The sequence below is a fragment of the Stutzerimonas stutzeri genome, from assembly GCF_000590475.1.
Lineage (GTDB): Bacteria > Pseudomonadota > Gammaproteobacteria > Pseudomonadales > Pseudomonadaceae > Stutzerimonas > Stutzerimonas stutzeri_D.
The window spans coordinates 4,629,397-4,642,781 of the sequence record NZ_CP007441.1 but is presented as its reverse complement, the minus strand read 5'-3'; the positions used below and the strand labels follow the sequence as shown (position 1 = coordinate 4,642,781).

Below are 13,385 nucleotides of genomic sequence, written 5' to 3'. Positions count from 1 at the left end.
TATCGCCGCACCGCTGGTACGGCGCGACGAAATCATTCATTTGCGTTGCGGCACGCTTCCCGCCTCGTCCAGGCTGCGCAGGAAGTCGAAATCGCAGCCGCTATCCGCCTGTGTCACGGTTTCGAGGAACAGCTTACGGTAACCGCGACCGTCTCCTTCTCGCGGTTCGGGGAGTTTGGCGGCATCACGTCGGCGCGTCAGCTCCTCGTCGCTGACCAGCAGGTCCAGGGCGCGCTCGGCCACGCTCAGGCGCAGGCGATCACCGCTTTCGATCAGTGCAAGTGGCCCGCCAACGGCCGCCTCGGGCGTGACGTGCAGGATGATGGTGCCGCCCGCCGTGCCGCTCATACGGCCGTCAGAAATGCGCACCATGTCTTTCACGCCGGCCCGCGCCAGCTTGCGCGGGATGGGGATGTAACCGGCTTCGGGCATGCCGGGCGCGCCTTTCGGGCCAATATTCTTCAGCACCAGGATGTCGTCGGCATTCACGTCGAGGTCTGGGTCGTCGATGCGCTGAGCCAGATCCTCCAGGCCATCGAATACCACCACCCGGCCTTCATGCTCCATCAGCTCGGCGCTGGCAGCGGATTGCTTGATGATCGCCCCATCGGGTGCCAGGTTGCCACGCAAAAAGGCAATGCCGCCCTGTGGATAGATCGGATTATCCAGTGGACGCACCACTTCTTGCGGGAACGCGGCGATGTCATCGAGCTCTTCGCCCAGCGTGCGTCCGGTGACCGTCAATGCGTCAAGGTGCAGGAAGGGCCGCAGTTCACGCAGCACGGGCGCGAGTCCGCCGGCCTTGTGCAAATCTTCCATGTAGTGCGTACCGGACGGTTTGAGATTGACCAGCACCGGGATGTTGCGGCCGAGTGCATCGACCTGGTCCATGTCGATACGGATGCCACAGCGGCCGGCAATTGCTGACAGGTGCACGATGGCATTGGTCGATCCGCCGATGGCGAGCAGCACCATCAGTGCGTTTTCGAAGGCTTTCTCGGTGAGAATCCGGTCCGGCGTAATGCCCGCCTGAATCATCGCGACCGCCTGCGTGCCGGTGCGCTCGGCGATGCGGATGCGGTCAGCAGTGACCGCCGGTGGCGTGGCGCCGCCGGGCAGCATCATGCCCAGCGCCTCGGTGACGCAGGCCATAGTGCTGGCGGTGCCCATGACCGAGCAGGTGCCGACGCTGGCCACCAGCTGGTCGTTTACTTCGGTGATTTCCTGCTGGTCGATCTCATCGCCGCGGTACATGCCCCAGAAGCGCCGGCAATCGGTACAGGCGCCGACACGCACGCCTCGGTGCGAGCCGGTCAGCATCGAGCCGCTGACCAGCTGGATGGCCGGCACCCCGGCACTGGCGGCGCCCATCAGCTGGGCCGGCACGGTTTTGTCGCAGCCGCCGATCAGTACCACTGCGTCAATCGGGAGGGCGCGGATCATTTCCTCGGTGTCCATGGACATGAGGTTGCGCAGAAACATGCTGTTGGGGTGGGCGAAGCTTTCATGGATCGAGATGGTCGGGAAATCCACGGGCAACCCACCCGCCAGCATGACGCCGCGCTTGACCGCTTCGATCAGCTGCGGCGCATTGCCATGGCAGGGGTTGAAACCGCTACCGGTGTTGGTGATGCCGACGATTGGCCGCGACAGGGCATCGTCGGAATAACCGGCGCCCTTGATGAAGGCCTTGCGCAGAAACAATGAGAATTCAGCATCGCCGTAATTGGTCAGACCCTTGCGCATGCCTTGTGCGGGATGGTTGGCCTTGTTGTCATTATTTTCGGTCACGGGCGTTTCCTCTCGATGGGTTGGAACGGTGCCGTAGCGTTCGGCACTGGGTGATGGTGCGGCAGGTGGGTTATTCGAGCCCGGTCGGAGCCGGGCCAGAGCTTCCCCGCACTACCAGCTCGGTAGTCGTCTCGATCAGCCCCATGGGCCGCTTGCCCGCCAGGGCTTCGAGCAGATAGGCGCCGGCAAAAGCGCCTATCTGCGCAAGATCCACGCGAATGGTGGTCAACGGCGGAGACATGTACTTGGCGTAGTCGAAGTCGTTGAAACCGACGACGGAAATGTCTTCGGGCACACGAACGCCCAGGTTCTTGGCGGCCAACAGTGCGCCGAACGCCAGCAGATCGTTGGCACAAATGACGGCAGTGGGGCGGGTCGGGCCGCGCAGCAGACGCTGCATGGCCACGATCGCGCTTTCAAGCGTAAGGTCAGCCGCCACACGCCATTGAGCGGGCAGGTCCAACCCCTCTTCGGCGAGGCGCGCCTGGGTGCCTGCGATCCGGTCACCGACACGATCGTTGAACGACCGTTCGTTGACGATCATGCCGAACTTGCGGTGGCCCAGGGAGAGCAGATGTTCGACCATCTGCCGCGCTACGACGACGTTGTCGAAGCCGACGCTGGGGCGATCGCTGTCCTGCGACCAGGCCTGAACGCAGGGAATCCGCTTGCGATTGATCAGGTCCCACATCTTCGGATCATGGGTGCGGCCAACCACCATCAGCGCGTCCACGCCATGCTCCAGCATGGTCTGCACTTCCTTCAGCTCAACCTGCGCGTCGAAGCCGAAACTGGCGACGAGCAGGGTGTAGCCGGCTTCGTGGACCGTCTGCTGAAAAGCCGCAAGCGGGCGAGAGAACGTTTCTGTCGCGAGCGTCGGGACGACGGCTCCGATGGTCATGCTGCGCCTCGAAGCCAAGGTCCGCGCTGCTGCGTTCAGCACATAGCCGAGCTCATCACAGGCGTGCTGCACTGCGTGGCGCTTCTCGTCACTGACCGTCGCGCTGCCGTTGATGACCCGCGATACCGTTGCCGTCGACACACCAGCCAATCGGGCGACATCTTGCAAGCTGGCCCGCGACAGCAGTGGTGAGAAGTCAGATACCGAGTCATCCATTTCCATGTCCTTCTGATTTTGCCGTTTAGCAAATGTCGTTTGACATTAGGAAAAACCGAAACTAAGTTTTTGTAAACGCTTACATCGCATTATTTTCGAAATGTAAGCGATTACATAGCTGCTCTAACTCCCTTAATCGACTCCTGATACTGTGTTTTCAGGAATTTCGAGACAGGGAATGAAAGCGCTTACATCGCTTCGAGATGAGGAAAAACAATGGCAATAATCCGCTCCATCTCTGTTTGCGCAGCCCGCGTGCCGCTGGACCGAGTCACTTCGTTCTCCAACCGTACGGTCCATGCCCGGGACTATGGCCTGGTCAAGGTGACCTCTGAAGACGGCGTAACCGGTATCGGTTTCTGCTACGTCGGCAGTGCCGGCGGTGAGCTGCTGCCGATCGCGGTGGAAAAACTGCTCGCCCCCGTGTTGCTGGGTCGTGACTCGCTGGACGTCGAGGCGCTGTGGCGCGAGATGTACCAGGAGGCTCTGCTGCAGGGCCGCGCCGGTGTGGTCATGCGCGCCATCAGTATTCTCGACACGGCTCTCTGGGACCTGAATGCACGCAGCGCCGGCCTGCCGTTGCACCGCTACCTCGGTGCGGCCAGTGCCGATCGTGTACCGGCCTACGCCAGCGGCGGCTATTACCTCGACGGCAAGACCCCCGCATTGCTCGGCGAAGAGATGGCGCACTACGTATCGCTAGGCTTCAAAGCGGTGAAGATGAAAACCGGTCGTCTGTCGCCCAAGGAAGAAGAGGCGCGGGTGGCGGCGGCACGCGAAGCCATCGGCCCCGACGTCGAGCTGATGCTGGACGTCAACAATGGCTGGAGCGATGTCACCGAGGCGCTGCAGTACGTGCGCCGTTTCGAGCGCTACAACCCGGCCTTCGTCGAGGAGCCGTTTCTGGTCGACGACATCGACAGCCACGCACGGCTGGCACGTGCCACGTCGATTCCCATCGCCACCGGCGAGGTGGAGGTAGGCCGTTGGCGCCACAAGGAGCTGCTCGACAAGGGCGGCGCGGCCATCCTGCAGACCGACGCGGTGGTCTGCGGAGGTATTACCGAATGGCGTCGCATCGCCGCGATGGCCGCCGGTTACGGTGTGCCGATGTACCCGCACTGGTTCCACGACGTGCATGCGCCGCTGGTGGCGGCGACCCCTAACGCACGCTACGTGGAGTTCTTCTGGGACGACCAGGTGCTCAACTTCCGTCGTCTGATCGACCAGCAGCTTCAGCAGGAGGATGGCTATATCAAGCTGCACCAGACCCCTGGGCTCGGCTTCAACTTCGATGAGCAAGCCGTTGCGCGCTACTCGATCGCGGCTGACGACCAGTCCTGGATGACACTCGGAAACAACCGCTGAGTAAAGATTGGAATCACCCGCTGTAGGAGCGGTGGCGCACGGTTGCCGCCTCTGACCACGTCTGGGCTTGCGTGGCCCGACACCATAAATCCAACAAGAAATGTGGAGTGAGCGAAATGAAGATCAACCAGAAACTGTCCGTTGCCGTCCTTTCCGCCGTTACAGCGTTTGCCGTTCCTTTCGCCGCCCAGGCGGAATATGTCGCCGGTGACGAAATCGCTGTGCTGCAGGGCTTCAAGCCCGGTGGCGGCAGCGACGTACTGGCGCAGCTGGTGCAGCCCTATTTGACCAAAAAGCTCGGCGCGAACTTCGTCAACGAGTACATCCCCGGCGCAACCGGAGCGATCGCCTGGACGCGTCTGGCCAAGCAGTCGAAGAAGGACGGCACGGTGATCAGCATCACCAACACGCCGATGCTGATGACCAACTACATCATGAACGACGCCATCACCTACAACATCAAGGACCTGACCCCGATCGCCAACGTGGTGACCGACTCGGGTATCGCCGTGGTGGCCAAGGACAGCCCCTACAACACCATCGAGGATCTGTTTGCGGCAGCCAAGGAAAAACCCGGTCGTGTCACGGTCGGCAATTCCGGTGTGGGTGGCGATGATTTCTTCACCACGCTGGTGATCGAGAAGGCCACCGGTCTGTCCTTCAAGAAGGTGCCGTTCCAGGGCGACGGCCCGTCGGCCACCGCGGCGATGGGCAACAAGATCGATGTCAGCTTCAACAACGTCGGCAACGTCTATAGCCAGATCCAGAGCGGCAACCTGAAGGCGCTGGCGGTGTTCGCGGACAAGCGTTTCGAGAGTCTGCCCGACGTGCCGACGCTGAAAGAAAAAGGCATCAACGTAGTTGCCGGCTCTTCACGTGGCTACAGCGCGCCGGCCGGTATTCCGGATGAGGCTCGCGATCAACTGATCGCCGCGTTCGAAGAACTGAAGACCGACAAGGCGTTCCTCGACGATGCCAAGAAGCGCGCGCTTCATATCGACATCGTGACCGGCGACGAGTATGGCCAGATGTTCGAAGGCATGGAAAAAGAGTTCCAAGGCATCTGGAGCGAAGTCGGTGGCAAACAACAGTGAAGCCATCCGCCGGACTGAACGAGGGTAGGTGCCCATGAACAAGAACAGGCTGGTACTCGGGCTCTTCGGTATAGCCCTGGCGGCGGCGTTTTACACCAATGCGCACGGCTATCCGGAGGCCGCTGCGCAGATGCCGCTGATCTACTCCGTGACGGTCGGGTTGCTGTCGCTGGCAATCGTGGGGTCGGAACTGCTGCGCTGGCGCGCGGCAAGGCGGATCGAGGCGGTGCCGCCAGAGGCCGTCGACGAAGTGCAAGGCCCGCCGCGCTACGCGGTGACCGCCCTTGTTTTCGCCCTGGCGATTGCCTACGTCGCAGCCATCACCACGCTCGGTTATGTATTGGCGACCGTGCTGTTCATGGGCGTGGCGCTGGTGCTGATCCGTACCGTCTCGGTGCGTTTCGCCGTGATCGGTACGGTGGTGCTGGTGGCGGTGGTATGCCTGGTATTCGTGCAGTTTCTGGGGCTTCCCATACCGCTGTTGCCGTCAGCGATCGCCTGATCGCTCCCTTCCTTTTCGACGAGGCTTTTTCCGTGGAAAGTTCGATCGTCATGACAGGGTTGGTCAACGTACTGACCCTGGCTAACTTCGCCGCCATCTTCGGCGGCATCCTTTTGGGGCTGTTCGTTGGCGCCATGCCGGGGCTCTCCGCCACCATGGCGCTGGCCCTGCTCTTGCCGCTGACCTTCAGCATGGACACCGCGACCGGCTTGAGCATGCTCGCTTCGCTCTATGTCGGCGCCTCCTACGGTGGTTCCATCGCGGCGATACTGCTGCGCACGCCAGGTACCCCGTCGGCCGCCGCGACGGTGCTCGACGGCTTTCCGATGTCGCAGCAGGGCCAGGCGGGCAAGGCGCTGGGGATTTCCCTGTTCGCCTCCTTCATTGGCGGCACCATCAGCGGCATCGCGTTATTGCTGGCGGCACCGCTGCTCGGCAGCATCGTGGTCGAGTTCGGCCCCATCGAGCTGTTCGCCATCGCCGTGCTCGGTATCACCATCATCGGCTCGCTGGCGCAGGGGTCTGTGATCAACGGGCTGTTTTCCGGGGCGGTCGGATTGCTGATCAGTACCGTGGGCATGGACCTGATGACCGGTACGCCGCGCATGGCATTCGGCAACATCAACCTGTTCTCGGGGATCAGCTTTACCGTGGCATTGATCGGCTTGTTCTCGATACCCCAGGCGCTGTCGCTGATCGAGAACTCGCACGGTGCCACCAAGGTCGCCAGCCGCATCACCGACCGGTTGATTCCCAAGCTTTCCGAGCTGAAGGCGTTGATGCCCAACATCCTTCGTTCCAGTGGAATCGGCATCGTGGTCGGTCTGATTCCGGGAACTGGCGGCGATACCGCGAGCTGGTTCGCCTATAACGAGGCCAAGCGCTTCGCCAAGGATAAAAGTCGCTTCGGTAATGGCGACCCGGCCGGCGTCGCGGCGCCCGAGGCGGCGAACAATGCGGTAGTCGGTGGCGCGTTGATTCCGACCATTGCTCTTGGCATTCCCGGCAGCTCGGCCACCGCGATCCTGCTCGGCGCGCTGATGGTGCAAGGCATTCTGCCCGGGCCGAACCTGCTGACCGACTATGGTGATGTGACCTATACGCTGATCTGGGCGGTGATCTTCGCCAACATCGGCCTGCTCGGCGTTGGCCTGATGTTCACCAAGGCCAGTGTGGCGGTTACCCGAATTCCGGACGGTTTTATCGCCTGCGCCATCATCGCCTTATGCGTGATCGGTGCCTATGCGCTCAATAACAGCTTGTTCGAAGTGGGGCTGATGCTCGGTTTCGGCCTGTTTGGCTACTGGCTGGCCAAGGCCGGCGTATCCCCAGCGCCAATGGTCATCGGTCTGATTCTCGGTCCTGTGATGGAGAACGCTTTCCACCAGTCGATGCTGATCGGCAACGACGACTACCGGATCTTCCTGACCAGCCCGATCGCCGTGGTGCTGCTGTCCATCGCGCTGCTGTCGATCTTGCAGGCGACGCCGGTATTCCGCTGGCTGCTCGCACCGCTGCGCCGTCGTAGCCGGCTGGCCTGAATTCATGGGAGGCGGCCCCAGGGCTGCCTGATAAGTAAAAAAAGAGGAGAGCAGCATGGGTCAAGACAGGGGGCACGTATTGTCGCCGGTAATCACGCCGTTTGGCGCGGATCTCTCACCGGATACCAAGCGTTTCGTAGCGCATTGCCGCTGGCTGCTGGACCAGGACGTAGGGCTGGCCGTGTTTGGCACCAACTCAGAAGCCAATTCATTGGTCGCTGGCGAAAAGATCCGTCTGCTCGATGCGCTCATCGATGCAGGCGTGCCTGCCGCCCGGCTGATGCCAGGGACCGGTAGTTGCGCACTGCCGGACACGGTCGCGCAGACCCGTCACGCGACAGCCATGGGTGTGAAAGGGGTGCTGATGCTCCCGCCGTTCTTCTACAAGGGCGTGTCCGACGAGGGGCTGTTCCGTTATTACAGCGAGGTGATCGAGCGGGTTGGCGATGAGCGTTTGCGCATCTACCTTTATCACATCCCGCCGGTCTCCCAGGTGCCGTTGTCATTGGCATTGATCGAACGGCTGCTCAGGGCGTACCCGAACAATATTGCAGGTCTGAAGGACAGCTCCGGGGATTGGACCAACACTCAGGCGGTGATCGAGCAGTTCGGTCAGGACGGCTTCGAGGTCTATGCCGGCAGTGAAGCCTTTCTGCTACAGACCCTGCGTGCCGGGGGTGCTGGCTGCATCAGTGCCACGGCCAACGTCAATCCCGGGCCCATTGCACGGCTCGCGAAAGACTGGCAAGCCAGCGATGCCGATGAGCAACAGGCCGCCCTGGTGCGAACCCGCAAGATTTTCGAGCGCTTCCCGGTGATTTCGGCGCTCAAAGCGGCTACCGCCCGGTTCAGCGGCGACGAGCAATGGGCGCAGCTGCGGCCGCCACTGGTCGAACTTAATGAGCAGCAGCGCGGTGAGCTGTTCGCGCTGCTCGACGACGCCGGATTCGACATGCCCGGCCTCAAATAAAGCTGAGCAGGGAGTTATCGATGCACAAGAAACGAATCGTTGCCCTGCGTCGCCTGAAGGCCTCGCACCTGCAGCGCCTGCGCGAGGCCTTCGAGGTCGACTATTTCGAAGAGCCCGAGCAGCAGCCCGAGGCAGTCGCCAGCGCACTGCGCCAGGCTCACGGGCTCATCGGCGGTAAATTGCTGGTCACCCCGGCGCTGCTCGACGAGGCACCGCTGCTGGAGGCCATCGCCACCATCTCGGTGGGCTACGACAACCTGCCTGTGGCCGAGCTGAGCCGTCGCGGGATTCTGCTGACCAACACCCCGGACGTACTCACCGAAACCACCGCCGACACCGGCTTCATGCTCATCATGGCCAGCGCCCGGCGCCTGGTCGAGCTGGCGAACATGGTGCGCGAAGGGCGTTGGACCCAGCATGTCGGCGAGCCGCATTTCGGCAGCAACGTGCACGGCAAGACCCTCGGCCTTGTTGGGCTCGGGCGCATCGGCCGAGCTATCGCCCGCCGCGCACTCGGCTTCGACATGCGCGTGCTGTACAGCAATGCGTCGCCCAAGCCCGAGCTGGAAGCCGAGTGGGGGCTGGAGCGGCGCAGCTTCGAGCAACTGCTGGCCGAATCGGACTTCATCTGCCTGACCGTACCGCTGACCGAACAGACCGAGCACCTGCTCGGTTATGAACAATGCCGATTGATGAAACGCTCGGCATTCCTGATCAACATCGCGCGCGGCCGGGTGGTCGACGAAGCCGGGCTGATTCGCGCGCTGGAAGAGGGGCTGATTGCCGGGGCGGGCCTCGATGTCTTCGAGCGCGAACCCGTAGCAGCCGACTCGCCATTGCTGCGCATGGATAACGTCGTGACCCTGCCGCACATCGGCTCGGCTACCCACGAAACCCGTGAAGCGATGGCCAACTGCGCGGTGGAGAATATCTGTCAGGCTCTAAGCGGCCACCGCCCGCGTGATCTGGTCAATCCCGAGGCCCGCCCGAGCGGGTTTTCAGCACTACAGCAGGAACGCTCTGTCGATGCCCAGTAAGCCCCCGCGACGTTTGAAGTCGATTTTGAACCTGCACGATCTCGATCGCGCTGCGAAGCGCCATCTGCCACGGCCGATCTATGGCTATATCGCTAATGTCGCCGAGGACGGGCACACCGCCCGGGCCAATCGCAGCGCGTTCGACGCGTATTCGTTTATGCCGCGGGCCATGGTGGATGTGTCCAACATTTCACTCGAAACCGAACTGCTGGGTCAGCGCTACGCCTTGCCGATCGGCATCGCCCCGATGGGCATCAGCGCGCTCTCGGCCTACCGCGGCGATCTGGTGCAGGCGCAGGCGGCGGCCAGGGCCGGCATCCCGATGATCCTCAGCGGCAGTTCGCTGATCCGCATGGAAGATGTGCTCAACAATGGCAAGACCGACTGGTTTCAGGCTTACCTGCCTGGCGATGAAGCCGGCATCGAGGCGCTGATCGAGCGCGTACGCAACGCCGGATTCGACAAGTTGGTGATCACCGTCGATTACCCGGTACCACCCAACAGTGACAACAACACACGTTCAGGCTTCAGTTCGCCGCTGCGGCCCAGTTTGCGTTTGGCCTACGACGGGCTGATACGGCCGCGCTGGCTGTTCGGTACCTTCATGCGCACGCTGCTCAATCACGGCATGCCGCACTTCGAGAATAACTACGCCACCCGTGGCATCGCGATCATCTCCGGCAACGTGAAGCGGGATTTCTCCGGTCGCAGCCACCTCAATTGGCGCTATCTCGAGCTGGTCCGGCGGCTGTGGCCGGGCAAGCTGGTGGTCAAGGGCATCCTCCACCCGGACGACGCCCGCAAGGCCCGCGACGTGGGTGCGGATGCGCTCATCGTGTCCAATCACGGCGGACGCCAACTTGACGGCACGCTTTCAGCGCTCGAGGCGTTGCCCGGCGTTGTTGAGGCGGTCAGCGAATTGCCGGTGATGGTCGACAGCGGCTTTCGGCGCGGCACCGATGTGCTGAAGGCATTGGCGCTGGGCGCGCGGATGGTCTTCATCGGCAGGCCGTTCAACTACGCGGCGGCCTATGCGGGCGAGGCAGGCGTGACGCACGCAATCGACCTCATGGCGGGCGAGCTGCAGCGTGACATGGCGCTGCTGGGCTTGACTCGTATCGAGGAGGTCACCCGGGATTGCCTGATCAATAACAACAAATAGAGCGCAAACCCGGTAGCGGAGGTTTTATGGGACGCGGACTGCTGTCAGGACTATGGGACGTAGAAGCTGCCATTTATACCGGGCCTGCGCCGCTGGAGGATCGGTTTCAGCTCGGCGTACAACGCACCGAAGCAGTATTGCGCGCGGCGCGCGCCGAAGCCGAACGCAATGGCTGGGCGGTATCCATCGCAGTGGTCGATACCACGGGCGAGCCGCTTGGCCTGCTGAAACTCGACGGCAGTCCGCCCGACAGCGGCCGGTGCGCGATCAGAAAGGCTCAACAGGCCACCGCCGCCGAGCAATGTGGTTTGGTCGACGAGGCATCGCTGATGTCTGGCACGCGGCACCTTCGCTACGGTGCGGACGCAATCGCGCTCTACGTGGAAGACCGCTGCATCGGCGCGGTTGCCGCTCACGGTGTTCACCGCAGCGAAGCCGCGCAGGTGGCCCATGCTGGCGCCGAGGCGGTTGAGCGAGCAGGCTGAATCGGAAAGTCCTTATTGGCTGTAGGACGCCAGGCGATTCGCTGAGCAGCGATCATGCTCGGCCTGTCCGCTGCTGACGGAGAGCGAGCGGCCCATTCACCGGTTCTGTCCTACTCTGGCTGCAATTCCAAACGCACAGCGGAGCCTGACATGCAGCCAAGAATCACAGTCCTCACCCTAGGCGTCGAGGATCTCGACACCTCATTGCGCTTTTATCGAGACGGCTTGGGTTTCGCCAGTGAAGGCATCATCGGGCAGGAATTCGAGCACGGCGCTGTTGCGTTCATTCAACTGCAGCCTGGCCTGCGTCTGGCGCTTTGGCCGCGCAGCAGCATCGCCCATGACACTGGGCTGGCCCTCGGCCCGGCCAGTTCCACCGAAATGACCCTGGGACACAACGTGTCATCGAAGGCCGAAGTCGACGCCGTCATGGCAACGGCCGGTGCGGCGGGCGCCATGATCGTCAAACCGGCGCATGCGACTTTCTGGGGCGGCTATTCCGGCTACTTCAAAGACCCGGACGGCCATCTTTGGGAAGTGGTGTGGAATCCGCAGTTCACCGATTGAAGCATTGCGGAGCGATATCCGCGCTCGGCCGGTTCAGAGAAGGTGCTTGGAAATGTGCTTGGATATCTCGACGAGCGATGTCTTGCCGGTGAACTCGAACTTCACCTGACCCAGGGAGGAAAAGTAGATTTCCAGCTCGGAGTCCAGATCGAAGGTCCCGGACGTTTCCACCGAGTAGGCGACGATGTTCTTGTAAGGCAGCGAGGTGAAATCCTTCTTGCTGCCGGTAAGGCCCTGCACGTTCACCGCAATGATGCGCTTGGTGGTGAACACGACGCCGTCGCGCATGGACTTGTAGGCATCGATCACCTCTTCGCCGTCCAGCAGAAGCGATTTCACCCGTTCGGCGTATTCGTCGTTCTGCTTGAGCTTGAAGAAGCCCTTGTTAGTGAAGTCGATCATTTTGCGCGCCTCGTCATAGGGATCTCGTAGCATGCGGCATCTAGCACAACTTTCCGCAGCCTCGTCAAGGCATGGCAGGCGGCGCGGCGATCCCCCTGCGAAAGTCAGCCACCGAGCACACGTTCAGCCTGAAGACGGATGCCAAGTGCGTCATAAACCAGCTGCGCTGGCAATCTCGTCTCCATCGCCAAGATGCCGGCAAGGGTTTACAGCGCGGCGCTCACCCCATGGTAGTGACGATCGAAGTACACCAGCCCGTCGGCACTGTCACGGCGTCGCAGCGCAAACACCTCGCAGTAGAGGATGTCGTGGGTACCGACACTGCTGATCTGGCTGATACGACAGTCGAAGGAAGCCACGGCATCGTCGAGCACCGGCGCTCCGGTGGCCCAGGTCGACCAGTTGGCCGCAGCGAAGCGTTCCACCATGGGCGTCTTGCCGCCAAAAAGGTTCGACAGCGCCTCCTGATCGCTCGCCAGCGTGTTGATGCACAGAATGCCGTTGCCGATAACGGCCGGGTGGGCTGAGGCGCTGCGGTTGAGGCAGACCAGCAGAGTCGGCGGGTCATCGGTCACGCTGCATACCGCGGTCGCGGTGAAGCCGGCGCGGCCGCTGGGGCCGTCTGTGGTGATCACGTTGACCGCGGCGGCCAGGCGCGCCATGGCGTCGCGGTAATCCTGCTTGAGCACCGGCGGGGTCATATCGGGTGCGAAGTCCAGTTGAGCCAGTTGCATGGTCGGTTCTCCATCAGGCGAGGACGCAGGCCCGGTCGAAGGGCAGGCGTGGCAGGCGGTCGCGCAGTTTGCTGGCGTCGCCGTAGCCGAGGTTGATCAGGAGGTTGGATTTCCAGGTCGTACCGGCGAAAAAGGCCTCGTCCAGCGCCTTGGCATCGAAGCCTGACATCGGCCCGGTATCCAGCCCCAACGCGCGGGCGGCGAGGATCAAGTAGCCCGCCTGCAGCGAGCTGTTGCGCAGGGCGTTCTCGGTAATTAGCGCCGGCTGGCCGGCGTACCAGCTACGCGCGTCGGCAAAGGGAAACAACTCCGGCAGGGTTTCCGGAAAGCCTTCGTCATAGGCGACGATCACCGTAACCGGCGCGCTCATGGTCTTTTCCAGGTTGCCTTTGGACAAGCAGGGCGCGAGCTTTTCCTTGCCCTCGGGCGTGCGCAAGAAGACAAAGCGGCCCGGGCAGCTGTTGACGGCGGTCGGGCCGAGGCTGACCTGCGCATAGAGTTGTTCGAGCAGGGCGTCCGGCACCGGTTTGTCCAGCCAGGCGCTATGCGTACGGCCTTCGCCGAACAGCGTGGCGAGGGCGTGAGAATTGATGGGTGTAGACATGTTCGGGATCC

General features: G+C 62.4%; 14 protein-coding genes. 9 read left to right on the top strand and 5 right to left on the bottom strand.

Annotation, left to right across the window (positions count from 1 at the left end; all coding sequences use genetic code 11):
* Positions 1–36: 36 nt before the first annotated feature.
* Positions 37–1,746, bottom strand: coding sequence for an IlvD/Edd family dehydratase (locus tag CH92_RS21045; protein WP_051517621.1), 1,710 nt, complete (start codon positions 1,744–1,746; stop codon positions 37–39).
* 115 nt (positions 1,747–1,861) lie between these two features.
* Positions 1,862–2,908 carry a LacI family DNA-binding transcriptional regulator gene (locus tag CH92_RS21040; protein WP_025243737.1) on the bottom strand — a complete coding sequence of 349 codons (1,047 nt, stop codon included), beginning with the start codon at positions 2,906–2,908 and terminating at the stop codon, positions 1,862–1,864.
* 216 nt (positions 2,909–3,124) lie between these two features.
* On the opposite strand from CH92_RS21040, the gene CH92_RS21035 reads away from it, so the two are divergent.
* The 9 genes from CH92_RS21035 (at position 3,125) to CH92_RS20995 (ending at position 11,634) form a co-directional block, all read left to right on the top strand.
* Positions 3,125–4,276, top strand: a complete 1,152-nt coding sequence (locus CH92_RS21035) for a mandelate racemase/muconate lactonizing enzyme family protein (RefSeq protein WP_025243736.1) — start codon at positions 3,125–3,127, stop codon at positions 4,274–4,276.
* A 116-nt stretch (positions 4,277–4,392) separates the two neighbouring features.
* Positions 4,393–5,370 (top strand): Bug family tripartite tricarboxylate transporter substrate binding protein, encoded by a 978-nt coding sequence (locus CH92_RS21030; protein WP_025243735.1) that lies wholly within the window; start codon positions 4,393–4,395, stop codon positions 5,368–5,370.
* 34 nt (positions 5,371–5,404) lie between these two features.
* Positions 5,405–5,872, top strand: a complete 468-nt coding sequence (locus CH92_RS21025) for a tripartite tricarboxylate transporter TctB family protein (RefSeq protein WP_025243734.1) — start codon at positions 5,405–5,407, stop codon at positions 5,870–5,872.
* Positions 5,873–5,904: 32 nt separating this feature from the next.
* On the top strand, positions 5,905–7,413 hold the full coding sequence (locus tag CH92_RS21020; RefSeq protein WP_025243733.1) for a tripartite tricarboxylate transporter permease: 1,509 nt from the start codon (positions 5,905–5,907) through the stop codon (positions 7,411–7,413).
* 55 nt (positions 7,414–7,468) lie between these two features.
* Entirely contained in the window at positions 7,469–8,383 is a 915-nt protein-coding gene (locus tag CH92_RS21015; protein WP_025243732.1) for a dihydrodipicolinate synthase family protein, read from the top strand.
* A 20-nt stretch (positions 8,384–8,403) separates the two neighbouring features.
* A complete protein-coding gene (locus CH92_RS21010; RefSeq protein ID WP_025243731.1) occupies positions 8,404–9,420 on the top strand; it encodes a 2-hydroxyacid dehydrogenase in 1,017 nt (338 codons plus the stop codon).
* Entirely contained in the window at positions 9,410–10,582 is a 1,173-nt protein-coding gene (locus CH92_RS21005; RefSeq protein WP_025243730.1) for an alpha-hydroxy acid oxidase, read from the top strand. Before CH92_RS21010 ends, CH92_RS21005 begins: the two co-directional genes overlap by 11 nt.
* Before the next feature lie 26 nt (positions 10,583–10,608).
* Positions 10,609–11,067, top strand: coding sequence for a heme-binding protein (locus tag CH92_RS21000; protein WP_025243729.1), 459 nt, complete (start codon positions 10,609–10,611; stop codon positions 11,065–11,067).
* A gap of 150 nt (positions 11,068–11,217) precedes the next feature.
* Positions 11,218–11,634 (top strand): VOC family protein, encoded by a 417-nt coding sequence (locus tag CH92_RS20995; protein ID WP_025243728.1) that lies wholly within the window; start codon positions 11,218–11,220, stop codon positions 11,632–11,634.
* A gap of 33 nt (positions 11,635–11,667) precedes the next feature.
* Here CH92_RS20995 and CH92_RS20990 read toward each other — a convergent pair whose 3' ends face one another.
* The 3 genes from CH92_RS20990 to CH92_RS20980 form a co-directional block, all read right to left on the bottom strand.
* On the bottom strand, positions 11,668–12,036 hold the full coding sequence (locus tag CH92_RS20990) for a PH domain-containing protein (protein WP_025243727.1): 369 nt from the start codon (positions 12,034–12,036) through the stop codon (positions 11,668–11,670).
* Positions 12,037–12,242: 206 nt separating this feature from the next.
* Positions 12,243–12,770, bottom strand: a complete 528-nt coding sequence (rutF, locus tag CH92_RS20985; RefSeq protein WP_025243726.1) for an NADH-dependent FMN reductase RutF — start codon at positions 12,768–12,770, stop codon at positions 12,243–12,245.
* Between the two features lie 13 nt (positions 12,771–12,783).
* Positions 12,784–13,374 (bottom strand): malonic semialdehyde reductase, encoded by a 591-nt coding sequence (locus CH92_RS20980; RefSeq protein WP_025243725.1) that lies wholly within the window; start codon positions 13,372–13,374, stop codon positions 12,784–12,786.
* Positions 13,375–13,385 lie beyond the last annotated feature (11 nt).

Excerpts from the sequence above, each read along its gene's own strand:
- CH92_RS21000 (WP_025243729.1), top strand. The coding sequence starts at position 10,609 with ATGGGACGCGGACTGCTGTCAGGACTATGGGACGTAGAAGCTGCCATT.
- CH92_RS21010 (WP_025243731.1), top strand. The coding sequence starts at position 8,404 with ATGCACAAGAAACGAATCGTTGCCCTGCGTCGCCTGAAGGCCTCGCAC.
- CH92_RS21045 (WP_051517621.1), bottom strand. The coding sequence starts at position 1,746 with ATGCGCAAGGGTCTGACCAATTACGGCGATGCTGAATTCTCATTGTTT.
- rutF (WP_025243726.1), bottom strand. The coding sequence starts at position 12,770 with ATGCAACTGGCTCAACTGGACTTCGCACCCGATATGACCCCGCCGGTG.
- CH92_RS21035 (WP_025243736.1), top strand. The coding sequence starts at position 3,125 with ATGGCAATAATCCGCTCCATCTCTGTTTGCGCAGCCCGCGTGCCGCTG.
- CH92_RS21015 (WP_025243732.1), top strand. The coding sequence starts at position 7,469 with ATGGGTCAAGACAGGGGGCACGTATTGTCGCCGGTAATCACGCCGTTT.
- CH92_RS21025 (WP_025243734.1), top strand. The coding sequence starts at position 5,405 with ATGAACAAGAACAGGCTGGTACTCGGGCTCTTCGGTATAGCCCTGGCG.
- CH92_RS21005 (WP_025243730.1), top strand. The coding sequence starts at position 9,410 with ATGCCCAGTAAGCCCCCGCGACGTTTGAAGTCGATTTTGAACCTGCAC.
- CH92_RS21040 (WP_025243737.1), bottom strand. The coding sequence starts at position 2,908 with ATGGATGACTCGGTATCTGACTTCTCACCACTGCTGTCGCGGGCCAGC.
- CH92_RS20995 (WP_025243728.1), top strand. The coding sequence starts at position 11,218 with ATGCAGCCAAGAATCACAGTCCTCACCCTAGGCGTCGAGGATCTCGAC.
- CH92_RS21030 (WP_025243735.1), top strand. The coding sequence starts at position 4,393 with ATGAAGATCAACCAGAAACTGTCCGTTGCCGTCCTTTCCGCCGTTACA.
- CH92_RS20980 (WP_025243725.1), bottom strand. The coding sequence starts at position 13,374 with ATGTCTACACCCATCAATTCTCACGCCCTCGCCACGCTGTTCGGCGAA.
- CH92_RS20990 (WP_025243727.1), bottom strand. The coding sequence starts at position 12,036 with ATGATCGACTTCACTAACAAGGGCTTCTTCAAGCTCAAGCAGAACGAC.